The organism is Maricaulis maris (genome assembly GCF_049116555.1).
Lineage (GTDB): Bacteria > Pseudomonadota > Alphaproteobacteria > Caulobacterales > Maricaulaceae > Maricaulis > Maricaulis maris_C.
Window position 1 is genome coordinate 284952 of the sequence record NZ_JAGDYT010000006.1, and the last position, 26153, is coordinate 311104.

At 64.5% G+C, this 26153-nt stretch carries 25 protein-coding genes; 9 read left to right on the plus strand and 16 right to left on the minus strand.

Going from position 1 to position 26153, the window contains the following annotated elements; genetic code table 11:
• Positions 1-26 precede the first annotated feature (26 nt).
• The 5 genes from JXQ94_RS08970 to JXQ94_RS08990 form a co-directional block, all read right to left on the minus strand.
• Positions 27-719 (minus strand): N-acetylmuramoyl-L-alanine amidase, encoded by a 693-nt coding sequence (locus JXQ94_RS08970; protein ID WP_421923429.1) that lies wholly within the window; start codon positions 717-719, stop codon positions 27-29.
• A complete protein-coding gene (locus JXQ94_RS08975) occupies positions 716-1630 on the minus strand; it encodes a DMT family transporter (RefSeq protein ID WP_421923430.1) in 915 nt (304 codons plus the stop codon). Before JXQ94_RS08975 ends, JXQ94_RS08970 begins: the two co-directional genes overlap by 4 nt.
• A 39-nt stretch (positions 1631-1669) precedes the next feature.
• Positions 1670-2905: a hypothetical protein gene (locus JXQ94_RS08980; protein WP_421923431.1), complete on the minus strand. Its 1236-nt coding sequence runs from the start codon at positions 2903-2905 to the stop codon at positions 1670-1672.
• 93 nt (positions 2906-2998) lie between these two features.
• A complete protein-coding gene (locus JXQ94_RS08985; RefSeq protein WP_421923432.1) occupies positions 2999-3322 on the minus strand; it encodes a hypothetical protein in 324 nt (107 codons plus the stop codon).
• 58 nt (positions 3323-3380) lie between these two features.
• Positions 3381-4082: a TerB family tellurite resistance protein gene (locus JXQ94_RS08990; protein WP_421923433.1), complete on the minus strand. Its 702-nt coding sequence runs from the start codon at positions 4080-4082 to the stop codon at positions 3381-3383.
• A gap of 152 nt (positions 4083-4234) precedes the next feature.
• On the opposite strand from JXQ94_RS08990, the gene JXQ94_RS08995 reads away from it, so the two are divergent.
• The gene (locus tag JXQ94_RS08995; RefSeq protein WP_421923434.1) at positions 4235-7807 is read left to right on the plus strand and encodes a hydantoinase B/oxoprolinase family protein; all 3573 of its coding nucleotides are present in this window, start codon (positions 4235-4237) and stop codon (positions 7805-7807) included.
• 23 nt (positions 7808-7830) lie between these two features.
• On the opposite strand, the gene JXQ94_RS09000 is transcribed toward JXQ94_RS08995, so the two are convergent.
• The 3 genes from JXQ94_RS09000 to JXQ94_RS09010 all read right to left on the minus strand — a co-directional run bounded on the left by JXQ94_RS09000 (position 7831) and on the right by JXQ94_RS09010 (position 9577).
• Entirely contained in the window at positions 7831-8076 is a 246-nt protein-coding gene (locus JXQ94_RS09000) for a DUF2798 domain-containing protein (RefSeq protein WP_421923435.1), read from the minus strand.
• Position 8077: 1 nt separating this feature from the next.
• Positions 8078-8617, minus strand: a complete 540-nt coding sequence (locus tag JXQ94_RS09005) for an NADPH-dependent FMN reductase (protein ID WP_421923436.1) — start codon at positions 8615-8617, stop codon at positions 8078-8080.
• Between the two features lie 93 nt (positions 8618-8710).
• Positions 8711-9577, minus strand: a complete 867-nt coding sequence (locus JXQ94_RS09010; protein WP_421923437.1) for a pirin family protein — start codon at positions 9575-9577, stop codon at positions 8711-8713.
• A gap of 116 nt (positions 9578-9693) precedes the next feature.
• Here JXQ94_RS09010 and JXQ94_RS09015 point away from each other — a divergent pair, with 116 nt between their 5' ends.
• Together JXQ94_RS09015 and JXQ94_RS09020 are read left to right on the plus strand one after the other, a co-directional pair.
• The gene (locus JXQ94_RS09015; RefSeq protein WP_421923438.1) at positions 9694-10608 is read left to right on the plus strand and encodes a LysR substrate-binding domain-containing protein; all 915 of its coding nucleotides are present in this window, start codon (positions 9694-9696) and stop codon (positions 10606-10608) included.
• Positions 10609-10784: 176 nt separating this feature from the next.
• Positions 10785-11321 (plus strand): fasciclin domain-containing protein, encoded by a 537-nt coding sequence (locus JXQ94_RS09020; protein WP_421923439.1) that lies wholly within the window; start codon positions 10785-10787, stop codon positions 11319-11321.
• A gap of 114 nt (positions 11322-11435) precedes the next feature.
• Here the strand turns inward: JXQ94_RS09020 and JXQ94_RS09025 are convergent, their stop codons facing one another.
• Positions 11436-11819 (minus strand): excinuclease ABC subunit A, encoded by a 384-nt coding sequence (locus tag JXQ94_RS09025; RefSeq protein WP_421923440.1) that lies wholly within the window; start codon positions 11817-11819, stop codon positions 11436-11438.
• 108 nt (positions 11820-11927) lie between these two features.
• On the opposite strand from JXQ94_RS09025, the gene JXQ94_RS09030 reads away from it, so the two are divergent.
• A complete protein-coding gene (locus JXQ94_RS09030; RefSeq protein ID WP_421923441.1) occupies positions 11928-12704 on the plus strand; it encodes a helix-turn-helix domain-containing protein in 777 nt (258 codons plus the stop codon).
• Here the strand turns inward: JXQ94_RS09030 and JXQ94_RS09035 are convergent.
• The 5 genes from JXQ94_RS09035 to JXQ94_RS09055 form a co-directional block, all read right to left on the minus strand.
• Positions 12701-13738, minus strand: a complete 1038-nt coding sequence (locus JXQ94_RS09035) for a succinylglutamate desuccinylase/aspartoacylase family protein (RefSeq protein WP_421923442.1) — start codon at positions 13736-13738, stop codon at positions 12701-12703. The two genes, JXQ94_RS09030 and JXQ94_RS09035, sit on opposite strands and share 4 nt — an antisense overlap.
• Positions 13735-14640, minus strand: a complete 906-nt coding sequence (rimK, locus tag JXQ94_RS09040; RefSeq protein WP_421923443.1) for a 30S ribosomal protein S6--L-glutamate ligase — start codon at positions 14638-14640, stop codon at positions 13735-13737. Before rimK ends, JXQ94_RS09035 begins: the two co-directional genes overlap by 4 nt.
• A 59-nt stretch (positions 14641-14699) precedes the next feature.
• Positions 14700-15173 (minus strand): ATP-dependent zinc protease, encoded by a 474-nt coding sequence (locus tag JXQ94_RS09045; RefSeq protein WP_421923444.1) that lies wholly within the window; start codon positions 15171-15173, stop codon positions 14700-14702.
• Positions 15174-15377: 204 nt separating this feature from the next.
• Positions 15378-16055 carry a hypothetical protein gene (locus JXQ94_RS09050; RefSeq protein ID WP_421923445.1) on the minus strand — a complete coding sequence of 226 codons (678 nt, stop codon included), beginning with the start codon at positions 16053-16055 and terminating at the stop codon, positions 15378-15380.
• A 66-nt stretch (positions 16056-16121) separates the two neighbouring features.
• Positions 16122-17075, minus strand: a complete 954-nt coding sequence (locus JXQ94_RS09055) for an ArsR/SmtB family transcription factor (protein WP_421923446.1) — start codon at positions 17073-17075, stop codon at positions 16122-16124.
• A 99-nt stretch (positions 17076-17174) separates the two neighbouring features.
• On the opposite strand from JXQ94_RS09055, the gene JXQ94_RS09060 reads away from it, so the two are divergent.
• The 3 genes from JXQ94_RS09060 to JXQ94_RS09070 all read left to right on the plus strand — a co-directional run bounded on the left by JXQ94_RS09060 (position 17175) and on the right by JXQ94_RS09070 (position 19901).
• Positions 17175-18443: a D-amino acid dehydrogenase gene (locus tag JXQ94_RS09060; RefSeq protein ID WP_421923447.1), complete on the plus strand. Its 1269-nt coding sequence runs from the start codon at positions 17175-17177 to the stop codon at positions 18441-18443.
• A 118-nt stretch (positions 18444-18561) separates the two neighbouring features.
• Positions 18562-19263: a hypothetical protein gene (locus JXQ94_RS09065; RefSeq protein ID WP_421923448.1), complete on the plus strand. Its 702-nt coding sequence runs from the start codon at positions 18562-18564 to the stop codon at positions 19261-19263.
• Entirely contained in the window at positions 19260-19901 is a 642-nt protein-coding gene (locus JXQ94_RS09070) for a hypothetical protein (RefSeq protein WP_421923449.1), read from the plus strand. Before JXQ94_RS09065 ends, JXQ94_RS09070 begins: the two co-directional genes overlap by 4 nt.
• 56 nt (positions 19902-19957) lie before the next feature.
• Here the strand turns inward: JXQ94_RS09070 and JXQ94_RS09075 are convergent, their stop codons facing one another.
• Positions 19958-20473, minus strand: a complete 516-nt coding sequence (locus JXQ94_RS09075; RefSeq protein WP_421923450.1) for a MarR family transcriptional regulator — start codon at positions 20471-20473, stop codon at positions 19958-19960.
• 71 nt (positions 20474-20544) lie between these two features.
• On the opposite strand from JXQ94_RS09075, the gene JXQ94_RS09080 reads away from it, so the two are divergent.
• Entirely contained in the window at positions 20545-21879 is a 1335-nt protein-coding gene (locus JXQ94_RS09080; RefSeq protein WP_421923451.1) for a S41 family peptidase, read from the plus strand.
• Positions 21880-21936: 57 nt separating this feature from the next.
• Here JXQ94_RS09080 and ettA read toward each other — a convergent pair whose 3' ends face one another.
• Positions 21937-23604 carry an energy-dependent translational throttle protein EttA gene (gene ettA / locus JXQ94_RS09085; RefSeq protein WP_421923452.1) on the minus strand — a complete coding sequence of 556 codons (1668 nt, stop codon included), beginning with the start codon at positions 23602-23604 and terminating at the stop codon, positions 21937-21939.
• A gap of 218 nt (positions 23605-23822) precedes the next feature.
• Between ettA and JXQ94_RS09090 the strand changes: the two genes are divergently transcribed.
• Positions 23823-25271: a M1 family aminopeptidase gene (locus JXQ94_RS09090; protein ID WP_421923454.1), complete on the plus strand. Its 1449-nt coding sequence runs from the start codon at positions 23823-23825 to the stop codon at positions 25269-25271.
• Positions 25272-26153: the final 882 nt, after the last annotated feature.

Genomic DNA, 26153 nt, shown 5'->3' on the forward strand with positions numbered 1-26153 from the left:
CTAGATCGGTCAGACCGGACCAGGCGTCAAGTGCGATCGGCCAGCGCGGCGATGAGCGACCCCGTCTCCCGGTCGGCAATCCCGTCGACACACGCCGGTCGCCAGCGTCGCTGGAAGGCTTCGATCACGGCGTCGAGGCCGGGATCAAGCGCATAGCCGATCGCCTCGAGACCGGATCCGACATCCGCCACCGGCTCACCTGCCGGCGGGGTTGCCCGTGCACAGCCCGCGGCGGCAAGTCGCCCCCAGGGGAAATGCTCGCCCGGGTCCTGCTTGCGGCCAGGTGCCACGTCGGAATGGCCGATCACACACTCGGCGCCCAGACCGTGCCGCGTCATCACATCGGCCACGAGCGCGATCAGTCGATCGATCTGGACGGCCGGATAGGCCGGTAGCGCGAAATCATGCCCGCCATTGACGATCTCGATGCCGATCGAGGCCGAGTTCACATCGGTTTCGCCTCGCCAGCTGCCCACGCCGGCATGCCAGGCCCGCTTGTCTTCACCGACGAGCTGAAGGATCCGGCCATCCTCCCGGACAACATAGTGCGCACTGACCTGGGCTTCGCGATCGCGCAGGCGGTCGATCGCCGCCGCGCCACTCTCCATGCCGGTATAGTGAAGGAGGATAAGGCTGACCGGCGTCTTGCGGTCATTGAAATTCGGCGACGGGGCCGCGATCACGTCGAGGCCTGTCTGCGCAGTCACATCCAGGATCACAATGTCTTCTCCCGCGCCAGGGCGGCAGCCGGCAGTTTACGGTTCTGCCGCAGGGCGATGATGCCGACGCCAACCAGGGTCAGCCCGCCCCCGACGAAGAGGCGCCAGCCCATCGGATCGCCGGTCAGGAGAATGCCCGAGACGACACCGACCAGCGGCGCCAGCAACGTAATGGGCGCGATGAGGGTCGCATCATAGCGCTTGAGCAGATTGTAGAACACGCCGTGTCCGAAAATATTCACCAGCACGACGGTGATGAGGAGGGCGAGACCGAAAGCCCAGCCACCCGAGACCACGCCCGCCATCTGATTGCTCTCGAAGGTCAGCGACAACAGCAGGAGGGGCGGCCAGGAAATCAGCCCGATCCAGGCCTGCATGCGGATCGAGTCCATGGGCAGGCGTTTGACCAGGATCATGCCCACCGACGCCACGAAGGCGGCGCCAACGCCCAGCAGCATGCCGATCGACATATCGGTCTCACCGGGATTGAAGATCACCAGCAAGACCCCGGCGAGGGCCAGTGTCATGCCGGCTATCCGTGGCAGACCGACCGATTCCTTGAGGAAGATGACGGACAATATGGTGGCGAACGGCACGCCCATCTGGACCGCAATGGCCATCCCCGACGGGGTCGCCCAGCGCATGCCAAGGAACATCAAAGCGTATTGCAGCGCCCCCATGCACAGCGCCACGCCTATCATCGTCTTGATGTCGGTGGGACGCGGCCTCAGCCACGGCGCGAGGAAGGCATAAAGGAGGGCGAAGCGCAGGAAGGCGAAGAAGATCGGTGGTACGCCGTCAAAGCCGGGTATCCAGCCGGGCGCACCGGTAACCGCGAACTTCGCAACCACGAAGTTGAAGCCCCAGACCACGCAGACCGCGACGAGAAGAAGAAAATCCTTGAGACGCATACCGCAGTCTGGAACGCGCCGGACGGATGCGGCAAGACCTTATTGCGAATGGCTGAAATGCGCGTCGAGGAAAGCCAGGAACGCATCCCAGTCCGACGGCTGCACACCATGCAGGCCACGGCGCATGAAAACCGCAATATCTGCGGTCGGATCGAAAGCATCCAACCGCTCCTGACGCAAACCGTCAGAACCGTACAGCGCGTAGACGGGATTGGCGCCGACACCGGCGCGATAACTGCCCTGCGGATCGGACCAGGCATCGCGCCAGCCCCCACCGATCAGCAAGGGACGCGGGGCCATCAGGGCGATCAGCTGATGCTGGTCGATCGGGATGGCTGCTTCAGTGTCGCCATAGCCGGCATAGGTCCCGTTGAACCAGTAGGGATAGGTCTCGGTGATCTGTGCGACACTCTCGCCCACATCACTGCGGGTCAGCGTGGTGCCCCCCGTACCGGCCTGGTGGGACAAGACCAGATCGATGCGTGGATCAAAGGCCGCGGCCACGAGGGCGGATTTGGCATTGCGGGAATGTCCCCAGACCGCCATCCGCTGATCATCAAACCGGGGATCACTCTCCAGCGCGTCGATGACACGGGCATAGCCCCAGGCCCAGGCGATGATGGCGCCGCTCTCCCGGCCGTCCATCAACAGATCGAGGGCCGGCGGGGCGCCGGTCGGATTGTCCGGCACGATATCGCCGGGATGCAGAAAGGCGAGCGCATAGCCGCGATCGAGGATCTGCTCCATCGGGGGTTCGGCGATATGGCGACCGAAGATTGACGTCATCAGCGCGCTTTGCCAGCCACCGGATGTGCCGCATTCGCGCGCCGATGGATTGACCGGCGGGGACAGGTCAAACGCACCGCCAAAGGCGGTCCGTGTGCCGCAGAAGGTCTGCATCACGATTACCGGCAGGGGTTCCGTCGCACCAGCCGGCATCAACACAACCAGATGGGTATCCATCGGGCCGAGATCGACATCCCATTCTTCCAGTCGCCCGCGACCCTCAAAGGCAGACGGGTCGATGATGCGCCGCGCGGTGACGCGGGCCGGCGCGTCGCCGGGCCAGGCGCCATAAATCTCGGCCTCAAAACGGGCAAGCAAATCGGCCCGCCCCCCTTCCCAGCTCGCGCGGGTCAGGCCGTCCGTCGCGATAGCGGGGACCGCAGGCGGTCCGGAATTCTCCGTCGACACGCGCGGCAGGACCATCGACACGCAGCCGACGAGCATCATCGGCAGGGTGATGCCGATGAGAAACAGTGAGGCACGGATCATGAAAGCCAGTCAGCCAGTGGATTGAGCATCCGGTCAGCCTAGACGCAGCCGCCGGTCCGCCCAATCACAATCTTGTGCGAGACTGCGGAGAGATCAGCGCGAGGAGGACGGACCCACGCCGTCCACCGTCCAGCCTTCAGGCCCGCGCGTTGCGACGAGGATTTCCGGACCAGCGGATTGACCCTTGTCGGCCCGGGTCGAAGCCCGGCCGCCGCGCAGCTTGCGCCAAACCCAGAAACCGCCCGCCGCAAGAACGGCAATACCGGCCACGACAAGGAAAGCTGCGGTGAGCATGGCAGCGAGGAAAATCACCAGTCCGACAATCCCGAGCGCGATGACGGCGGCGAGGATATCGCGCACCACCCGGCTGGCTCGTCCGGAGAAAGCTGATGAGAATGTCTGTCGAGCGTCCGTCATGAACCCCATTCCGTTTTCGCCCCCGCTTGCCTACATGTTGGCATCAATGGGCCAAAGGTCAATTGGCGAGGGGTGCGACCAATCCACGTTGCGCCAGAATTTCCCCGTAAGCTGCGTTGATCGCTGCCATTTTCTCATCGGCCAGGCGCTGGATTTCAAGCGGCGCCCCGCGCGCGATCAGGCGGTCAGGGTGATTCTGTGAGGCAATGCGGCGATACGCCTTGCGCAAATCCAGGTCGGAGATTCCCGCCTCTATGCCCAGGATGACATACGGGTCCTTGTCGTCGGGCTCGACATGGCCAGCGAGGATGCGGCGGAATTCGCTTTCCGAAAAACCGAAGATATCGGCGACGCGCTGGAGATAGTCCAACTCGTCTGGCGTGATGGAGCCGTCGGCCTTGGCGACATGAAACAACCCATCCAGCACATCCTCCAGAATGGCTGGGTAACAGCGAAAGCGCCGCGCCAGCCGCCGGGCATAACCGTCAAAGCCGAGCGTGGTCTGCATGGCCAATTCAAACGCCCGGTCCAGCGCATCCCGGCCCTCAGGCGGCGGCCTGAAGACTTCATAGAAGGCGCGGATTTCGCTGCGGGAGACCAGACCGTCCGCCTTGGCCATCTTGGCACCCAGCCCGATCAGCGCCATGGCAAAATCGGCGTCATTGACCTGGTGCGCAGCGGCCCGGTCATCACACCCCTCGCATTCCAGGAAGCAATCACGACCGCTGATCCGGTCAGCCAGATTTCGCCAGAATCCCATACGCATCACCCTCCGGTCGCCCATGTAGGAAGCGCACACCTGTCGCGCGAGTGGGCGGGGCCGGCCTTGAGCAGTTCTTTACCAGCTTAAGCCGGTTGCACCCTGCCATGCCATGCTTAACCTCCGCGACAAGCAGGCAAGAGGCCACTGAGATGAGCGAGCGCGGACGCAAGGCGTGGGAATTCTGGATCGACCGGGGCGGCACCTTCACCGACGTGATCGGCCGCTCGCCGGATGGACGCCTGCACGCCCTCAAACTCCTGTCGGAAAGCCCGGACTATCCCGATGCGGCCACGGAGGGTGTCCGCCGTCTGTCCGCTGGTGCCGCTGTGAGTGCGGTGAAAATGGGCACGACCGTTGCCACCAATGCGCTGCTGGAGCGCAAGGGCGCGCCCACGCTCTTCCTGGTCACGCGCGGCTTTGCCGACTTGCTGGTCATTGGCGACCAGACCCGACCGGATATTTTCGCGCTCGACCTCAAACGCCCTGACCCGCTCTATGACCGGGTGGTCGAGATCGATGAACGCCTCGACGCTGACAGCAAAGTCTGCGCTGCCCTGGACGAGGACGCAGCCCGGCGCGCGCTCGAAGCGGCAAAGACGGACGGGCTGGAAACCGTCGCCATCGCGCTGATGCATGCCTATGGCAATAATGCCCATGAGGCGCGCCTGGAAGTGCTCGCCCGCGAGACGGGTTTCCAGACGGTCATCCGCTCCTCCATTGCCTCGCCGCTGGTGAAAATCGGACCGCGCGCCTCGACCACCGTTCTTGATGCCTATCTCACGCCGGTTCTTCGTGACTATGTCGAGCGGGTCGACCGCGGGCTGGCCGGCACGCCCCTCTACTTCATGCAATCCTCCGGCGGTCTCGCACCAGCCGGCGCCTTCCACGCCCGCGACGCGGTTTTGTCCGGTCCGGCTGGCGGTGTTGTCGGCATGGCCAAGACGGCCCGTCAGGCCGGTTACGGCAAGGTCATCGGTTTCGACATGGGCGGCACATCGACCGATGTCTCGCGCTTTGATGGCGACCAGTATGATCGGGTCCAGGACACGCTGGTTGCCGGACACCGCCTGCGGGCACCGATGATGGCCGTGCACACGGTCGCCGCCGGCGGTGGCTCCGTGCTGACCTTTGACGGCGAGCGGGCCCGGGTCGGCCCGGACAGTGCCGGCGCGATACCCGGACCGGCCGGCTATGGCCGCAGCGGACCGGCCGCCGTGACCGACGCCAATATCGTGCTCGGGCGCATCCAGCCGGACTGGTTCCCGCATGTCTTCGGCGAAACCTCCGACCAGCCACTCGATGTGGAAGCGTCGCGGACGGCGCTGGGCGAACTGGCCGAGTCCATGGGCCTGGACACAGCCGAGGCCGCGGCAGAGGGTTTTCTTGCCGTCGCCGTGGAAAGCATGGCCCAGGCGATCAAGCAAATCTCCATCGGCCAGGGAGTAAACCCGTCCAGCTACGCGCTCTCGGCCTTTGGCGGCGCCGGAGCGCAGCATGCCTGCCGCGTCGCGGATGCCCTGGGCATGACGACCGTGCTCATCCATCCCTATGGCGGCCTGCTGTCCGCCCTGGGGATCGGGCTGGCCGATATTCGCGCGACGCGCCTTGCGGCCGTGGAACAGGATTTTGCGGACGGCTATGACAGCGCCTGCCTCCTGGCAGAACGCCTCTCGGACGAAGCCCGCAATGCCCTTGCCGCCCGGGACCTGCCTCTGGCGGCGATGTCAGTGAGCCGGGAATGGCGCCTGAAAGTCGCCGGCTCCGACACCGCCATTCCGGTCAGCGCCGACACGTCCACCGCCATGGAAGCCGCGTTCCGCGCCGCCCATCAGCGCCTGTTCGGGTTCGTGCCGGACGGCACGCTCATCATCGAATCGGTCAGCGCCGAAGCCCAGTGCTCGCCACCCGGTTCAACCGACTGGTCGATCGACATGCCGGCCGCCGCCGGCGCGGCGCCGCACCCGACCGGGCAAGTCCGCCTCTTTGATGGCGGTCAGTGGCAGGACATCCCCGTCTTCACGCTTGACCAGTTCAGTCCGGGCAGTGAAGCGACCGGCCCCGCCCTGGTGATGGATCCCAATGCGACCATCGTTGTCGATGCCGGCTGGCGGGCCAACCGGCTCGCCGACGGCACGCTGGCCCTGGAACGCGACGCGGCAGCCAATCAGGCCGGCGGCGATACCGGGCTTGATCCGATCCGGCTGGAATTGTTCAACAAGCGCTTCATGTCGGTCGCCGAACAGATGGGCGTGGCGCTCGAGCGCACCGCCCTCTCGGTCAATATCAAGGAGCGGCTCGACTTCTCCTGCGCCGTCTTTGACGCCGAGGGCGGCCTCGTTGCCAACGCCCCGCACATGCCGGTCCATCTGGGGTCCATGTCAGCCTCGGTCCGCGCCGCCGCCGACGCGCATCCCGATCTCGGGCCCGGGGACGCGGTCGCGGTCAATGCTCCCTATGACGGCGGCACCCATCTGCCCGACATCACCCTGGTCACCCCGGTTCATGATCCCGAGACCGGCGAGCGCATCTTCTATGTCGCGGCGCGCGGTCATCATGCCGATGTCGGCGGCATCGCACCGGGCTCGATGCCCCCCTTCTCGACCTCGATCGAGGAAGAAGGCGTGCAATTTCGCAATGTGAAGGTGATGGAGAAAGGCCGCTTCCTGGATGATGTGGTCAAGGGCGTGCTCGCCTCCGGCCCGCATCCGGCTCGCCGCCCGTCGCAGAATATCGCCGACATGAAGGCCCAGCTGGCCGCCTGCGCCAAGGGCGCCGAGGAGCTGCACCGCCTGGTCAGCGATAACGGCCTGGCCGTGGTGAAAGCCTATATGGGCCATGTCCAGGACAATGCCGAACGCGCCGTGCGCCGGGTGATCGACGCCCTGTCGGACGGGTCGCACACGGTGAAGCTGGATGATGGTGCCCAGATCAAGGTCGCGATCCGTGTCGACCGCGAGGCCCGCTCGGCGGTCGTCGACTTTACAGGGACCTCACCCCAGCGCCCCAGCAATTTCAATGCCCCGGCCTCGGTTGCCCGCGCCGCGGTTCTCTATGTCTTCCGATGCCTGGTCGGCGATGCCATCCCGCTCAATGAGGGCTGTCTCAAGCCGATCGAGCTGATCCTGCCCGAGGCCTGCCTGCTCAATCCGAAACCACCGGCCGCCGTGGTCGCCGGCAATGTCGAGACCAGCCAGCTCGTGGTCGACGCCCTGTTCGGGGCGACCGGGCGACTCGCGGCCAGCCAGGGCACCATGAACAATCTGACCTTCGGCAATGACCGCCACCAGTATTACGAGACGATCTGCGGTGGTTCGGGCGCCGGTCTCGACGCCGAGGGCAAGCCCTTTGCCGGTACGGATGCCATTCACACCCACATGACCAATTCACGCATGACCGACCCGGAAGTGCTCGAGCGCCGCTTCCCGGTCCGCGTCGAGCATCACCGCATCCGCCCTGGATCGGGTGGGGACGGTGTGGCGCGTGGCGGCGATGGCTCGGTACGCCGGCTGACCTTCCTGGAACCCATGGAAGTCGCCCTGCTCTCGTCGCGCCGCATCGAGCGCCCCTTCGGACTGGACGGCGGGAGCGAGGCCCAAAGTGGTGCGCAACGGGTGATCCGCGCCAGCGGAGACACCGAGGACCTGCCCGGCCTGTTCCGCATCGATGTCGAGGCGGGAGATGCCGTGGAGATCAAGACGCCGGGCGGTGGTGGCGCAGGGTGAGGTGGTTTCACGCGCTCGCATTGTCAGGACCAGGCGCTGGCGGCCCTGTCAGCCAGTTTGCCGGACAAGAGTCGGAGCCGGCTGCCGAAAACCATGTCCAGCGTGAACGCCGTGGGGAAGGCGATGAGAACGCCCTGCCCCCAGACTTGCAGCCACATCCATGAAAATCCGAGTTCCAGAAAACTGAAGACGCCGGTCAGAGCCACGGACATGAAGGATGACATGACCAGCGAGCCCGAGAGCCGCTGAAGGTGCTTGCGGTACATCATGTCAGGCCACCTCTCGCTGGACCAAAGCCATGGCTGCGCTGGTCAGCTCTGCCAACACGCCTGGCTCGGCTATGCGCCCGGTATCGGCATCGAAAACCTCATAAAAACGGGCCACGGAAACGGCCGCCTTCAGATCCACGCCAAAGAAGCCTGCCGAGCCCTTCGCCGCAGCCAGAACGCTCGCAGCCCCTCCGGGACCCGGCGATGTCGAGAGGAAAATGGCCGGCTTGTCTTGGAAGACTTTCTGATCGATACGGCTCGCCCAGTCGAAGAGGTTCTTGTAGGCGGCCGTATAGGACCCATTGTGTTCCGCGAAGGAGACGATCACGCCGTCAGCCTTGCCGATAGCCTCGAAGAAGGCCCTTGCAGCCTGCGGGTGGCCGATCTCCTTTTCGAGATCCTCGCTGAAGATTGGCAACTCGAAGTCATTCAGGTCCAGGGCCTCGACCTCGGCCCCCGGAACCAGCGTGGCAGTGAACTGCGCCAGGGTCTTGTTGATGGAGCGCTTGCTGGTGCTTGCGCCGAAAGTGAGGATTTTCATGGTAAAGTCTCCGATCTGAGTAAGAGGGCGCAGATGGATGGCTCCATCACCGAGCGACACCTCCCGACATGTCCTGTTTGGGTGGGGCTGGGCTCAGTCGAGCGAGCCCAGTTCGCCGGCCGCATGGGCGGTGATGACGGCCTCCAATTGGTGGGCGTCACGCATTGCGAACGGACCCTGTTGCACGAAGGATTCGCGCAAGGGCTTGCCGCTCAGGAGCGCGACCTGAGCGCCATCACCGCTCGCCAGGCGGATGTTCTCGACGCCATGGGCGGCCAGTGCCGCATCAGGGCCCAGCCGGTAGCGGGATCCGTCGAGATCAACCTCGACATCACCGCGGATCGCGAGCAACCAGCTGGCATCTCCCGGATCGGCTTGATGGTTGAACCGACCGCCCGCTTGCAAGGCAATGTCGAGAATGGTGAGCGGCAAGGCGGGCGGAGCGGCGCCGACGACGCCATTGCTCTTGCCTGTCATCACCCGCACCCGATGACCGTCCCCCTCGATCACCGGCATCTGCGTCGCGTCGACATGGAGGGAGTCGGGCGCATCCAGTTTCCGGTCGGCCGGCAGATTGACGAAGACCTGCAGGGCGTGGGTTCGGGAACCGGGAGTAGGCGCCTCGTCATGCACGGCACCGCGGGCGGCCTTCAGCCAGTAGAGGTCCCCCGGCGCCAGCTCGATGTCATTGCCCAGCGAGTCCCGGTTGCGGAAGCTGCCAGTGCTGTCCTCGAAGAGCACGCTCACCGCCGAAATCCCGGCATGGGCATGGGGTCCGAAGGTCGGCCGGGTCATGGTGAAATGGTCGACCATGATCAGCGGGTCCATCAGCCCGTCAAGCTGGCGGTGGACAAAGCTCAGCGCTTCAAAGCCCGAGCCCTGCGTTAGGGGCTCGCCGGGCTGGACTGCAATCGTCGCGGCGCGGGGTTCATGGGTTCGAGATATCTCTTGAGCGGTCATTATCGCCTCCTGTGCTGAGCACGAACCTATGTGCGGAACAGAATGCAGAAAATACGTTCATATCGGAACTCATCGTTCTATATTTGGAACGATATGCACAATGGAGTGGCCGAAGCATGGATCTCAATCAAGCCTATTACCTGGTTCATGTCGTTGAGAAGCAGGGCTTCTCGGCAGCGGCTCGGACTCTCGGCATTCCCAAGTCGCGGATCAGCCGCCAGGTGAAAAACCTGGAAGAGACATTGGGAACACGGCTCCTGAACCGGGATTCAAGGCACATGTCGCTGACGGAAGCGGGCGAGGCCTACTACCGTCATGCCAAGATGGCGCTGGAATGCATGGTGGCTGCGGAAGCGGCGGTCCTTCGGGACAAGGACGCGCTGGAGGGGAGCGTGACCCTGTCCTGCTCGGTCGGGGTTGCGCAGTTCGCGCTCAGCCGGATCCTGCCGCGCTTCCTGGCCGAAAACCCCCGGGTCAGCCTGCGGCTGCAGGCCTCCAACGATTATGCCGACCTGATCAGTGACGGCATCGACCTCGCCATTCGCGGACATGCCAGGCTGCTCCCCGATTCCGGGCTGATCCAGCGGCGGATCGCGGTGGCGCCCTGGCACTTGTTCGGCGCCCGGAGCCTCGAGCGGGACATCGGTATCGCCGCATCGCCAACCGATCTTGATGGCCAGGCCGGGCTTGTCCTGGGCTGGCGCCCCGGCGGCTCCTCTTGGTCCCTGCAGGGGCCCGGCGAGAGAACGGCATCCGTCCCGTTCGCGACCCGCCTGCGCTGTGACGACATGGTCACCTTGAAACAGGCCGCCGCCGCCGGGCTCGGCGTCGTGGCCCTGCCGGCTTATGTCTGCAGCGAGGATGTCGCGGACGGACGTCTGAGCCGCCTCCTGCCTGACTGGACCGCCGGGCGTCCGGAGATCAGCCTTCTGATGCACGAGCGACGGGGCAACCCGCCTCAGGTTGACGCGCTGGCCGCCTTTCTGCGGCGCGAATTGCCCGATGTCATGAATGGAGTGGGGGGCGTGTAGGACGGCGCCGCCATTTCGGGGCGGGTTCGCAAGACCGCCCAGATTAAGCTTCGGACAGGTTTGATCCGAATCCGGGCGCAGGCCGTACCTCTGGCTGTCACATGCATGAGACGACCCTCCAGTGAACCGGCGGCGGCCACCGCCGGACCCCATCCAGCCAACAAGGGAGCGCACACATGCGTCTCGTCTCTCTGGTCGCCCTGTCGACCGCCCTGATTTCCGCCCCGGCCCTCGCGTCGGACCCGCATTCCGTCGTCAAGACAAAGATGGACCATCATGGCGGCGGCCATGCCATGACCCAGGCCGACATTGTCGATACCGCCGTCGCTGCTGGCCAGTTCACCACGCTGGTCGCCGCCGTCCAGGCCGCTGGCCTCGTGGACACGCTGAAAAGCGATGGTCCCTTCACGGTCTTCGCCCCGGTCGACTCCGCTTTTGCCGCGCTGCCGCACGGTGAAGTCGATCGGCTTCTGCTGCCGGAAAACCGCCATGAGCTGACAGATCTGCTCACCTATCACGTCATTTCCGGCGCCATCACGTCAGACCAGTTGACCGGCCAGATCCTGACAGTCGAGACCGTTGAGGGGTCGACGGTCGTCATCGATGCCACCGACGGCGTCCGCGTTGGCAATGCCCAGGTCGTCCAGGCCGACATCGCAACGTCCAACGGCGTGATCCACATCGTGGACCGGGTCATCATCCCGAACGGTTGATCGCTCTCCCTGCGGACCGGGCGGGCCCTCAGGCCTGCCCGCGCCGACCTGATCGCCCCTGCCTGCCCTGACAGGCACAACGCGCGCCGGCCCCCTGCCGCGCGCGTTTTCTTTTCAGGCTGCCCTTCGCGGCCAGCCGGCATAGAGAAAGAGCGCGAGGAAGCCGGTATTCAGCGCGATATTCAGGGGCGCCCCGGCGACAGCTGATCCGATTGAATCCACGACGAACCATGCCACACCCCCGCGCAGCATTGCCGTCGGCATGGCGCCACCACCTGCCAGGACCATCACGGTGACGCCCCACCCCAGCATCAGCCCGCCGCTAATCCCGGCGAGCAGGCGTTCGGCCGGCGTGGTCACATGTGGACCGCCATCCACTGGCCAGAAGACCAGATCGGCCATCAACTCCAGCGGTGCATCCAGCATCGGCGATGAGGCCAGCGCGACGACGAGGCCGAAGGCGATCAGGACCCAGGCGAGCAGTTTGAAACGAAACATGGCAATCTCCTCAACAGGTTTCCTGCCGGATTTGCCGCCTGGCAGGTAAGCTTGGCAATTACCTGGGAGGTCATGGCTCCTCCGCCGGGATTGTGCGAATTTCGCGCAATGACACCTTCCGCTCCCTCCCGCCCGCAATTTGGTCCTTGTCTGCGCGACTGGCGTCAGCGCCGCCGGTACAGCCAGCTGGCCCTGTCGCTGGAAGCCAATGTGTCGGCGCGCCATATCAGCTTTCTGGAGGGCGGACGGGCCAGACCCAGCCGCGCCATGGTCCAGACCCTGGCGGAATGCCTGGATATCCCCTTCGAGGCGCGCAACACATTGCTGGCCGCTGCCGGCTTCATGCCGGTCTATGCGCGCACCCCGCTGGAAGCCGGCCAGCTTGAACCGATCCGGCAGGCGCTGACCCGGATGATGCATGCCCACACGCCGGCCCCGGCCCTGATTCTCGATTCAAGGTGGACTGTCCTGGATGCCAACCTGACCGGTGCCCTGCTCCTCGGCGCTGACTGGCAGACCGACAATTGCCTGATCGACCGGCTGGTCAACCAGCCGGACCTGCGCGCGCCGATACTGAACTGGCCGGAAGTGGCGGCGGTGATGGCAACCCGGCTAAGGGCAGAAAGCCGCCAGGCCGGCGGTGATACCGGTCTCGACGCCCTCGCGGCACGCCTTGAACCCTTCGCGGCAAACCCCGCCGACGTGGACCCGGATCAGCCCATCCTGACCCTGCGCTATGCCACACCACTGGGTGAGCTGACCCTGTTCACCCTGGTGGCCGAGCTGTCCTCGGCCCAGGACCTGACCCTGCGCGATCTGCGCCTCGAGATCTTCCTTCCCGCCGACGAGGACAGCCGGGCCATTCTGGACCAACTCGTCGGCTAGATGATCTCGTCCTCGTCAAACAGGGGGTCATTGCTCAGCGCCTCACCGAGTTGGACCATCGGTTCTTCATTGCGACGCTTGATGATCTCGGCAATGTGCACGACGGCGTCGCCCTCATTGACGATGGGCAGAACGGTGCGGCCGATGATCAGGCCATCACAGGGCGCGGTGATCTCGACTTCGGTGGTCCCGAGCGGATCACCCAATGTGGCGATCAGCGTGCCTTGCTCGACATGCTCGCCACAATCGCGGTGCATGCGCAAAACGCCGCCCATCGAGGCGCGCGCCCAGCTGGACTTGTTACCGAGCTCCGAGCGCAGGGTCGCCTTGATGCGCTTGTCCGAGCGCAGCATGCCGAGTTTGCCCAGCACACGCAGAATGCCTTTCACGCCCATGCGCAGCGCGGTCTCGTCAAAGCGCAAGGCCTCGCCACTTTCATAGACGATTACCGGGATGTCGCGCTTTTGTGCCGCTTCACGCAGCGAGCCGTCGCGCAAGGACGAGTGGACGATGACGGGAGCGGCAAATTCCTGGGCCAGCTCCAGCGCTTTGGGCACTTTGGTATCAACGCGAATTTGCGGGAGATTGGTGCGGTTGACGGCAGCCGAGTGGAGATCGATGCCGGCCTCACAGCGCTCGACCACTTCGGTCATGAAGATATCCGCCAGTCGCGCGGCCAGCGAGCCGGTCGGTGCACCCGGGAAGGAGCGATTGAGATCGCGCCGGTCGGGCAGATAGCGCGAATGGGTGATGAAGCCGTAGGTATTGACCACCGGGACACAGATCAGCGTACCCGCGATCGAGCGCATTTGCGGTGTCCGGATCAGGCGGCGGATTATCTCCACGCCAATGATCTCGTCGCCATGAATGGCAGCCGAGACAAAGATGACCGGCCCGGGACGCTTGCCGTGCAGGACCTGCACCGAGAGTGACATCGGGGTATGGTCGGAGAGCACCGACACCGGAATCTGGACAATCCTGGTCGTTCCCGGCGCGACGCTCTCACCGGCGATCTCGAAGGGCGCGCGCGTCATCCTTTTCCGCGGGTCTTTGTCTTGCCGGCCACGGCTTTCTTCTCGATGAAGTCGATGATCTTGTCGGCCACATCGACGCCGGTGGCGCCCTCAATGCCTTCCAGACCGGGAGAGGAATTCACCTCCATGATGAGCGGCCCGTGATTGCCGCGCAGCATGTCGACCCCGGCCACATTCAACCCCATCACCTTGGCCGCACGGACCGCCGTGGACCGCTCTTCCGGCGTCAATTTGATTTTCGAGGCGGAGCCGCCGCGATGCAGGTTGGAGCGGAAATCGCCCTCGGCGCCCTGGCGTTTCATGGCCGCGACGACCTTGTCGCCCACGACGATGGTCCGGATGTCGGCACCGCCCGCCTCCTTGATGAATTCCTGGACGAGAATATCAACTTTCGCCCCCCGGAAGGCCTCGATCACGGATTTGGCCGAGCGCCGCGTTTCCGCCAGCACGACGCCCACCCCCTGCGTGCCTTCGAGCAGTTTGATCACCACCGGCTCACCGCCGACAATGTCCAGCACGTCATCGGTCATGGAGGTGTCATGGGCAAAAGCCGAGACCGGCAGTCCAAGCCCGGCACGCGCAAGGAGTTGCAGCGAGCGCAACTTGTCGCGCGAGCGGCCGATGGCGACCGATTCATTGGCGGACCACACCCCCATCATCTCGAACTGGCGCACCACCGCCATGCCATAGCCGGTTATGGAGGCACCGATGCGCGGGATGATGGCGTCATAGCCGGACAGGACGCGGCCCTGATAACGCACTTCAGGACGGTGCGAGGTGATATTCATATACATGCGCAGCGTGTCGTAGATATCGATCTCGTGACCGCGCGCCTCGGCCGCCGCAACCAGCCTCTTGTGGGAATAGAGGTTGGGATTACGGGCCAGCATGAGCAAATTCATCAGGACAATCTCCGGGGTGGCGGTGTGTCGGTCTTGGGTAGCACGAATACCGGCGCGGCCTAAGCCGATGTCGGGCACAGATAGGATTTTGACGGATTGACCAGGGCGCGCGGCTTCAAGGCCGTCCGTCCGACCAGCATTCGGAAGCCCATTTCATCTCGCCGGGTCAACGTCAACTCGACAGGCCAGACATGATCGCCGATGCGCAGCGGCGTGCGGATCACATAGCGCTTCTGCTGCTGACCGTTCGAGCTTTTGATAGTGCGGCTGTCAATGACCCTGGCCTCACAGGCGATGCGGGTCTTGTTGTCGTCCTGGTTGGGGTGAAGCTCGAACCGCACCCAGGCCTCGCCCTCGCGCTCGAAGGGCTGGATGTCCCAGGCATGGATGGCCGAGGTCCGCGCGCCGGTATCGATCTTGGCTTTCACCCGGGCACCGCCCAGCTCTGGCAGCTCCACCCATTCGCGCCAACCGACGACGATTGCCGGGGCGCGTGATGCCGCGCCGGATTTTGATTTTGTCTTGCGAACCATGGCTCTGGCACACCCGTCAGTCAGTCGCGGATATGCAAGCACCGGCGCGCGGAAAAAGGCAAGCAGGAAGGGATGAGGCTTATGCCCTTCCCCTTCCGCCAGTCGGCGGCCTCGGTCATCCCGTGGTGACCGCAGCGCGGTCATCCGGGGGAGCCCAGCCACACCGTGTCCTGATATCGCCGAAGCCTTGGGGCGCCACGCCCCTCAATCCCCGATCCAGAAGGCGAAACTCGCCGGCTGCGTATCGCCATTCAGCGTCGCAGTACCGACCAGCAATTCGGCGATCGAGTCGGCGCCTGCCTGCCACTCGGCCAATGCGCCCGGGGCGTAGTCGGCCTCGATGACCAAGGTCCCGACATCCGGGTCCGAGGCGGTGATCACGACGCCCTCATCGGTAATGGCGGCGCTGTCGATGGTCATGGCGTAGAGGCGGAAATACGGGCCGTACTCATTCTCACCGAGCTGGTCGCTGGTGTCTTCCATGGCGAGGCGCACATAGGCCGGCTCGTCGCATTCCGGCATGGCCGGCCACAGCTCGACATTTTCCAGCACCATGTCACCGAAGCGGATTGCCTCATTGGCGATGAAATAGCCCGACTGCGTGCCGGCGACCGTGTAAACGATATCGCCGGGCACGGGTTCGTAGACGGCATCGCCCTCGCTGGCGTCGTCGCCCGCATCTTCAACGGGTCCGGTGCTCGGTGAGTTGCCCAGCGGATCAGCGGGCACACTATCGACAACCGGAGCGGGATCCGGCGCGAGAGCGGCATCCGCGCCGGCCGGTGCCGGACTGCCCGCAATGTCATCGCCGACGCCGAAATACAGGCTCGCCCCGAGCCCGCCAAGCACAACAAGACTGATGATATTCAATGTGGTTTTCATGTCTGCCCCCCTGCAAGACACCGCAGACGCTACACCGCCACGGAGATAGCGGGAAGCGCATTCGCGTCAGGAGGGAGTGGCGGCCTTGCGACGGGCGACCCAGATTTTCATGGTCAGCTGGCCGGTCGGTTCTTCCGGGTGCAGCGCGCTTTGATGCGCCAGTTCCAGACCGGCATGTCCGATCAGGTCGGACATCTCCTCATCGGCAAAACCGAGGCGGCGATGGAAATGGTCCTCGCGCAGATTCTCCAGCTGATGCGGAGCAAAATCGACAATCAGGAGATTACCCCCCGGCTTGAGCACGCGGGCGCATTCATCCACGGCCAGCGCCGGATCCTCCAGATAATGCAGGACCTGATGCACGGTCACGAGGTCGGCGACCGCCGAATCGAAGGGCAGAGCCCCGACATCGGCATGACGAACCGAGCAATGTCTCAGGCCGGCGCCCTCGAGATTGAGGCGGGCAACATTGAGCATGGAGTGATTGATATCGACACCGATGCCGCGCTCGACCCGGTCCGAAAACAGTTCGAGCACGCGGCCCGTGCCGACACCGACATCGATCATCAGGCCAAAGGGGCCCGGCCCGGCCAGCTCGCGCATGGCGGCTTCGACCTTGTGATCGGCGAGATGGAGGGAGCGGATCGTATCCCAGTCCTCCGCCACGCTCTCGAAATAGGCCTGGGCGGCCTGGGCACGCGCCTTCTTGATCGCCTCCAGGCGCGACACGTCACGGGTCAGGACCGCGTCGTCTTCGGGCACCAGCTCATTGGCCATCTGGGCCAGCTTGCGGCCGCCGCCGGCATCGGTGAGGCGGTAGAATACATAGGCGCCTTCGGGCAGACGCTCGGCCAGTCCGGCGTCGGTGAGAAGTTTGAGATGGCGTGAAACGCGCGGCTGGCTCTGGCCGAGAATCGACACCAGTTCGGACACGGTCAGCTCACCCCGCGACAGCAGGGTGACGATGCGCAGCCGCGTCGGTTCGGCAAGCGCTTTGAGCTGAGTGACGAGAGCGTCCATGGAATCCCGGGCAAGACCTGCAGAATATGCCTTGCTTTTATCTGTATCCCCACGAAGTTCAAACCGAGCCGCTCAGGGCGGTCGACTCGGGAGTATTTCGTGGCCAAGCAGGAAGTGATCATTATCGGAGCCGGTCTGGCCGGTGTCTGCACCGCCTACGCCCTGCGCGAGCGCGGACATGATGTTCTCGTCCTCGACGCACATGCGGGCCCGGCACGGGAAACCAGCTTCGCCAATGCCGGCGCGCTGACACCGTCCGAACCGGAACCCTGGAATGCACCCGGCGTGCATTGGCAGTTACTCGCCTCCCTGCCCGATCCGCATTCAGCCATGAAACTGCGCCTGGCATCCCTGCCCGGCCTGGTCCCGTGGGGGCTCAAATTCCTCGCTAATTCAACGCGCAAGCGGTATGAATCGGCCTCGCTCGCCAATTTTGCCCTGTCGCGCTATTCGCTGGACTGCACCCGGGCGGCGCGCGACACGCACCAGCTGGACTTCGCCAATCTCGCCCGCGGGACAATGAAGGTCTGCCGGGATGCCCAGGCCCTGGAACCGGCACGCCAGGCGAGCCAGGCGCTCGCCGATGCCGGCCTGCGCTTCGAGATTCTTGACCGCGCCGCCACGATTGCGCGCGAACCGCTGCTGGCGGACGTCGCCGAGGACCTCGCCGGCGCAATCTATTACCCCGATGATGAGAGCGGCGACGCCCATCGCTTCACGGTGGGACTGGCAGAAGTGGCGCGCACCGCCGGCGTGCGCTTCGAGTATGACTCCCCGGTCTCCAGCCTGATCGACCGGGCCGGCCGCATCACCGGCGTGCGTACCGAAACCGAGGAGATCGAGGCCGACCAGATCGTCCTCGCCACCGGTCATGCCTCGCATCGCCTGCTCACCCCGCTCGGACTGCATGTCCCGGTGCGACCGGTTAAGGGGTATTCGCTCAGCCTCGACATGTCCGCGCTCGATCAGCGCCCGTCCCTGCCCGTGGTCGACGAGGCGCTGCACGCAATCGTCAGCCCGCTGGGCGACACGCTGCGCATCGCCGGAACGGCCGAGTTTGCGGGCGAAGACCGGACCCTGCGCGGCGAGCGGGTCGACAATCTCCGGCAATTGCTGACCCGCCTCTATCCGGACCTGGCCTCGCGTCTCCTCACCGGCGAGCAGAAACCCTGGTGCGGATTCCGGCCGATGTCGGCAGATGGACGCCCCTTTATCGGCGAAACCCGGGCGGACGGCTTGTGGATCAATACCGGCCACGGCCATCTCGGATGGACCCAGGCCATGGGTTCGGCGGGCCTTCTGGCCGCCCTGCTGGACGGCGAAACACCGCCCGTTCCGGCCGAACCCTTCTCGGCAATGCGCTTCTAAGCGTGGCGGACCATCCTCGCGCGTGAATTCAATTCACTGATTTGTAACGCATATTCGGATTGACCGCGCGCTACGGTTGTGCCAACAGAAATGCGCGTTCAAATATTGGGGATGTTCAATGCGTAAGTTTCTTGCGGTGCTTGCACTGCTTGCCACATCGGCGTGCGCCACGCCGTACGTCGCGATTCCGTACGAGGCGGACCAGAATCCGGTTGCCACCATCACGCTGATCGAAGACGTCGGCAGCGCAGACGTGATGGCCTATGAATTTGCCTCCGCCGGCGGCAATTTCGGGCTTGTCGGCGCGATCGTCGATGCCGGCGTGCAGAGCAGTCGCCGCGCCCGCGTTGAAGAGGTGCTCGAGAATGCCGGCTTCGACGCCCAGGCCTTCTTTCGCACACGCCTGACCGAAGAGCTGGAAGCGCTCGGCTATGCCGTCGAGATCGCCCAAGTCGATGGTCGCAATCGGTCCGATCTGATGGAAACCTATCCTGATGATGGCGACGAGGTTCAGGCCTATCTGGACACCGTGCTGCGATCCTACGGCTTCGTCTCTGCCGGCGCCGGCACCCCGTTCCGCCCGCACGCCTCTGTCGAGGCGCAATTGTTCAATCCGGACACTGACGCCGTCTTGATGCGCAACGCCGTGATCTATGCCTCGATCGGTCAGCCGCAGGGCCAGATCGTGCTGTCGCCGGACCCGCGCCATGTCTACAATAATCGCGAGGAGTTGCTGGAAGATCCGGATCGCCTCGTGGTCGCCGTGCGCGCTGCCATCTCGGAGACCGCGGTGACCGTCGCCCGGTTGCTCGCACCATGAGCCGCGCCATCGTGAAACCGGGGCTCGCCGTCCTGGCCCTGGCGAGTTTCGCCTCGGCCTGCGCCACGCCGCCACCACCACCGGTGGCGGTGATGACGCCGCCGGCTGGCCCGTGCGATGAGCGTATGGGCATCGAGGCGCCCCTGCCGCTGGAAGTACCGGACTCCAACCGGGCCTCGGTCATGGTGTCAGACATCACGGCTGAAACCGCGTGCTGGGCCAATCCCGAGACTGGGATCAATACGCCCTATGTCATTGCCCGGTTGCCGCAGAGCGAGACCCAGCTCCTGCTGACCGTGATCGCGCCGCTCGACCGTCTGCGCACGCTGGCAACCGACGTTCGCACCCTGGATGCCGACGGGCAGGTTGTCCGCCATTTCGAGCGTGATCGCTTCGTGACCCTCGGCGATGGCTACTCCTTGCAGCTGACGCCGCGCGCGGAAGAGGCAATGGTCGCGGTTTCCGTGGATCCGGAACTCGTGGGCCTGACCCATGAGAGCATCGAGATGGGGATCACCACCAGCCAAGTTTATACCGGCTATGGCACCGCCACGATGTATCACGGCCACGACCTGCAGACCGAGCGCAGCTACTCGTTCGAGGGGCGCGTGGTCTTTCGTTTGCTCAACGTCGAATAGTCGGCAGGGTCACGCAGAACAGACAGGCGCCGCGGCTCGGTCGCGGCGCCTGTTCCTTACTCGGCCACATGCGGTGACAACGCCTTCATTCGGGACGCGAACCCATCCCGGTCCAAGGCGACGTCGAAGGCCTGGGCGACGGCAAACAAATCGCCTCCGATCTCCTCGAACAAGCCCGCATAGACCTGGCCCGCACGCGCCATATAGTCCGCGATTCGCGCCGCCTCCGCCCGCCCGGCCGGCGTCAACCGAAGCGGCTTGCGACGGGCATCGGCGGTATCGTCACCGCGCGCTAGAAAGCCCAGCTCGCCCAGCGCCCGCGAGGTCTTGATGACGGCGGCATGGGTCACCCCAAGCCGGCGCGCCAGCTCCGTCACGCTCTGATCGGCGCGGTCCAGCAGCAGCATCATCGAAAAGGTCCGGACCGGCGCACGAATGCCCGCCGCTTCGGCCGGACCACCGCCATCCTCAACCAGCCGATCAACCAGCCGCCCCAGCAGAAGGCCGAGGAAGCCCGGTGCCATCTCGCCGTGTATGAGCCCGTCCAGCTCTGCCTGAGACGCGTCGACCATGATTGCCTCCTCACTTCATATGCGTTACTAGTAACGTTACTGGTAACGCATATGAAGAAATGAGCCTGTTCATGCCAAAAGTCCATGCCTGCATCGCCGCGCTCACCCTTTTTCTCCTGCCGGCCTGCGCGGAGGCACAGCCGGCGCGTTTTGATGCCGATGCCGTCGCAGCTGATGTGACGGAGTGGGAGGACTGGCTGTTCGCCACCCATCCGCAACCCGAGTTCAGCATGGATGTGGAAAGGGTCCGGGCGCGCTTCGGCGCGCTCCGTGACGGGCTCCGTGACGGGCTCAACGAGGACTATACGCGCCGTGAAGCCTGGCTCTCCCTTGCCCTGCTCAACCCGTATTTCGCCGACGGGCATGTCACCGTGCGCCTGCCGGTCGAGGACTATGAGGCCTGGCTTGCCGATGGCGGCGCGGCCTTCACCCTTCCGGTCCGCCTCGAAGGCCACCAACTGCGCGTCGCCGAAACGGTCGCCGAAAGCAGCCGCGCGCGCGCTGGCGAGATCATCACCGCCATCAATGATCAGGCGGTCGGCCCGCTGATCGAGGCGGCCCTGGCGCGAACCAATGGGGATACGCCCGGATTGCGCCGCCATGTCGTGGAGACACGCTTTGCCCGCTATCTCTGGGCGCTGACAGGCGGAGCCATGGATTGGCAGGTCACCTTGCGTGATGACCAGGGCGCAATTCGCACCCTCACGCTCGACCCGGAACGCGAACAGGCCGGCCGCGACGCGGAGCACTGGTCACTGGACGTCCAGGACGAGGCTGCCATTCTCACCCTCAACACCTTCGCACCGAACCTGCAGAACGAGTTCAACGCCTTCATCGACGCCAGCTTCGCCGACATCGCCGCGCGCGGCAGCGACGTCCTGGTCATCGATATCAGTCAAAATGGTGGCGGCGCCCACATGCTGTCGGACCATTTGCTGGCCTATCTCACCGATCAGCGTCACACGCCGCTCTCTGCCGTCACTGCGCGCATCACGCCGGAGAACCAGGCGCGCATTCCGGGATCGGCGCTGGGCCAGGTGATCTCGATGCCTTTCGCCCAATGGGTCGAACCGCCGGCCGAACTGGCGAATCGCTTCGACGGGCGCTTCGCCTTCCTCGTCGGAGCCGGCACCTATTCCCAGGCCATCGTTCTGGCCGCCACGGTACAGGATTTCGACATCGCGCCGGTCGCCGGTCCGGGCACCGAGGGCCGGGCCAATTCGACCGGCCAGGTCCAGCTGCACCGCCTCGCCAACACCGACCTGGAAGTGGCCGCCCCGATCTATGTCTTCACCCGCGCCTCCGGCGACACGTCCAGCGCCGCCATCGTGCCGGACATTCCACTGAACGGTTCCCGCGAGCACCAGATCACGGCGCTGATCGCGCTTCTTCAAACCGGAGACTGATACGAAAAAGGCCCGGCGAAACCGCCGGGCCCTTTCCTCAGAACTTCAACGCAAACCCTACCGGCCGAATTTCTGGAACTTGATCTTCTTGGGCATGTCGGCGTCCGGGCCCAGCCGGCGCTTCTTGTCCTCGATATAGTCCTCGAAATTGCCTTCGAACCATTCGACATGGCTGTCGCCTTCAAAGGCGAGGATGTGGGTGGCCAGACGGTCGAGGAAGAAGCGGTCGTGCGAGATGACCACGGCACAGCCCGGATAGGCTTCCAGCGCCTGTTCCAGCGCCGCCAGGGTCTCGACGTCGAGATCATTGGTCGGCTCATCGAGCAGGAGGAGATTGCCGCCGGTCTGCAGCATCTTGGCGAGATGGACGCGATTGCGCTCACCGCCCGAGAGGAGACCGACCTTCTTCTGCTGGTCGCCGCCCTTGAAGTTGAACGTCCCGACATAGGCGCGCGAGGGAACTTCCTTGCCGCCCAGCTCGATCATGTCATTGCCACCGGAGATTTCCTGCCAGACAGTCTTGCTCGCATCGAGCGTGTCGCGCGACTGGTCGACATAGCCCAGCTTCACGGTCTCGCCGAGGCGGACCGTGCCTTCATCCGGGGTTTCCTGGCCGGTGATCATCTTGAACAGGGTGGATTTACCCGCACCGTTCGGACCGATCACGCCAACCACGCCGCCCGGTGGCAGTTTGAAGGACAGGCCGTCGATGAGAAGCTTGTCCTCGAAACCCTTTTTGAGATTTTCCACCTCGACCACGACACCACCCAGGCGCGGGCCCGGCGGAATGGTGATCTGGGCCGTGGTGATCTCGGCGCGTTCGGCCGCGTCACGCAGATCCTCATAGGATTTGATACGGGCCTTGGATTTGGCCTGACGGGCTTTCGGCGAGGAGCGGATCCACTCCAGTTCGCGCATCAGGGCACGGTCCTTGGCGCTCTTTTCACGGTCTTCCTGGGCCAGGCGCTTGGACTTCTGTTCCAGCCAGGCCGAATAGCCCCCCTCATAGGGAACACCACGGCCGCGATCGAGTTCGAGCGTCCAGGTGGTGATCGAGTCGAGGAAGTAACGGTCGTGAGTGACGACCAGGACGGCGCCCTTGAAGTCTTCCAGATAGTTCTGCAGCCACTGCACACTCTCGGCGTCGAGATGGTTGGTCGGCTCATCGAGCAGCAACATGTGCGGGTCGGAGAGGAGCAAGCGGCACAGGGCGACGCGGCGGCGCTCACCACCGGACAGGTCGGTGACCGGCCAGTCGGCGGGCGGGCAGCGCAGGGCCGTCATCGCCATCTCGATCTTCGAGTCGATGTCCCAGGCATTCTCGTTGTCGATCTTCTCCTGCAGCGCCGTCATCTCTTCCATCAGCTCGTCGGTATAATCCTCGGCGAGCTTCATCGAGATGGCGTTGAATTCTTCCAGCAACTGCTTCGGGGCCGAGCCCTCGATCACGTTTTCCCAGACCGTCTTGCTCTCGTCGAGCTGCGGCTCCTGGGCGAGATAACCGACCTTCACGCCCTTTTCGGCCCAGGCTTCACCGGTGAACTCGGTGTCCATGCCCGCCATGATCTTCAGCAGGGTCGATTTACCGGCACCATTGACGCCGACAACACCGATCTTGGCATCGGGCAGGAAGTGCAGGGAAATTCCGTCGAACACGGGCTTGGCAGCGCCCGGATAGGTCTTCGACAGCTTGTCCATGTGATAGACGAATTTGTAAGCGGCCATGGGGGAGAGGCTCTCTTGTCTGGCAGGGAATCTTGAGCCGCACCGTGTAGCGGAGACACGCTGCAAGGGCAATGCGCTTGGCGTGTGCGGTTCTCTCGCGGGCATTGCCGGGACGAAAAGCCGTTCCCCTCTCACATGATTGTGACTGTAGGGCGATGGCGACCCAAGCCTTGCCCGCGCCAGTATGGCGACCATCAAACCAGCCCGGATCGGTCACAATGCGTGTCTCAGTTTTATTCTCCCTGATCGGAATTCTCCTCGCCGCAGCGGCACCTGCCGGGCCCGGCAGCCCCGCCCCGACCGTCATTGATGTGACAATCGAACGAATTGGCCCGGACGACTGGACCGCGACACTCTCGACATCCGGGCCCGTCACCGCACTCGCCTTCACCCGCAGCGGTGACAATAATCGGATCGGCCAGCTTCAAGTCCTGACTGATGGCGTTGCACTCAACCGGTTCGGCGATGTCGATGCGCTTGTGGCATCGCATCCGGTGCGTGAAATCCGGATCCACATGGCCCCGTCCACGATCACGCGCGGCGACGACTACACGCCCTTCGTCCCGATTGCCGGGTCGGCGTCGTCCGACACGTCAGCGCCCGCTGTCACGATGGCGGTTTATTCGCACTATTTTCAGCTTGCCCCGACCGACATCCTGGCACTGCAGGGCGGTATCGAGGCGGACGCGCTGATCGCACCGGCTCACCGTTTCAGTTTCATCGATCATGCCGGCGGCGATGTGATCTTTGCCGGCAATCCGGTGCCGGCCGATGATCGGGTCCCCCTGGACGACGGGCTTGGCGCCTATGCGGTTTTCGGGGCACCGCCGCGACTGGCCGGATCGAATTTCAACAGTCTCATCTCGCCGGAAATCCCGGAGCGGATCGCCACCCAGATCCTGAGCACCGTGCCGCAAGCCCTCACTGCCTTGGAAATAGCCCTTGAAGCGGAGCTGGCACAGCCGCCAAGCCTGATTTTGACCCGCCGACCGAGCGACCGCTCAGGCATCCATTTCCGGGGTGGCGCCATGACCAGCGACGTCGTGATGGAACTGGCAGGTGGAGCGCTGGATGACCCGGATTTTGTCCGCAATAACCGCAGCCGCATCACGACATTGGTCGTCCACGAGCTGGCCCATCTCTGGAATGGCGGACTGGTTCAGAATACCGATCCGAATGCCGCATGGATCCACGAAGGCAGTGCCGAAGCCCTGAGCTGGGAGGCACTCACAACGGTTTTCTCGATGGACGAGGCCTATTCGATGAACAATTACCAGTCCGCCCTCGATGAGTGTACCGCCTTCCTGGACGCCGGTGGGCTGGCAAGCGCCGTTGAACGCGGTCAGAGGCGGGCGCATTACGCCTGCGGCGCGACCATCATGCTGGCCCTTTCCACCGCGCTCTCGCCGACCGACCGACCCGCAGGCCTGCATGCCCTCTGGTCCGCAATGATCGATAACAGCCAGTCCCTGCGCGAGGGCCGGTATGACAGCGACCTCTTCCTGCAGACCTTTGCCGAGCTCGGCGGGACAGAGAGTGTCACCACCTGGATCAGACACATGGAGGCCGGTGATTTCCAGGACCCGGCCGTTTTCCTGGTCGAAGGCCTGACTGCCGCCGGGGTTGCTATCGATCTGGTTGAGGGGGCTCCCCTTCTGTCACGCTGAGCCTGGGCGGAGATCAGAGGCCTAACGGGTCGAACATCTGGGTCCCCGCTCTCCATCCCGCTTTCGCGGGTGACAGGGATGACAGGATTTTTGAGGTCGCGTGAGCGAGGGGGGCGCCTCGGCGCGATCCCGTCACCAAAGCGACTTGTCAGCCAGCGGGCCGTATCCGGTTTTCAAGCTCAAGGGTGAAACCGCGCAGCGGCGAGACGGCGTGGGTGATCGGAGGTCGATGACGACACGCTGGCGCATTTCACCCCATCCGGCCCTTCGGGCCACCTCCCCTTGTCTGGGAAAGGACCTGATGAGCCCCCCTTATCCCCGCTTCGCACCCGTCCTTCTCCCTTGGGAGACGGTGTACCGGAGGGGCGGCTGAAGAAGAATTGCGCCGGGAATACCGGGCCTTACCCCTCACCCAACCTTCGACCGCCCTCTCCCGGGGGAGGGGGAAAATGCGCCCGGGCACAAAACTTGTCCGCCCCCCTTCTGTCCTGCCGCATACTCCTCCCCGTTCCCGCGCTGCTCGAGGCCCGGATTGGTGATCCGGGGGCGCGGGGAGGACGGAGCTCGTCCGGTTGCCTGGAAACACCGCCAGACCAACCCGGCGTGGCCATCGATGGGACGGCGGCACAAAGCTCGACCGCTTTATCCCATCGGTTTCGAGACGGGGCCGGCAACGGCCCTGAGTAAATCTCCGTGTGCAAGGTGCCCCCGGCGCCACCCACAAAACTTCCATAGCAAGGCACCGGCAAGGCACCTCGCACCCCTCTACGGCCCGAACCGCCAGGCGATCCCGCCATGGCGCGGAGAGGCTTGTCCCCCATCCATCAACAGATGCGAGGTAGGCCATGTCAGCTCGCCTCCCTGCCCCTTCCACCGGAAATC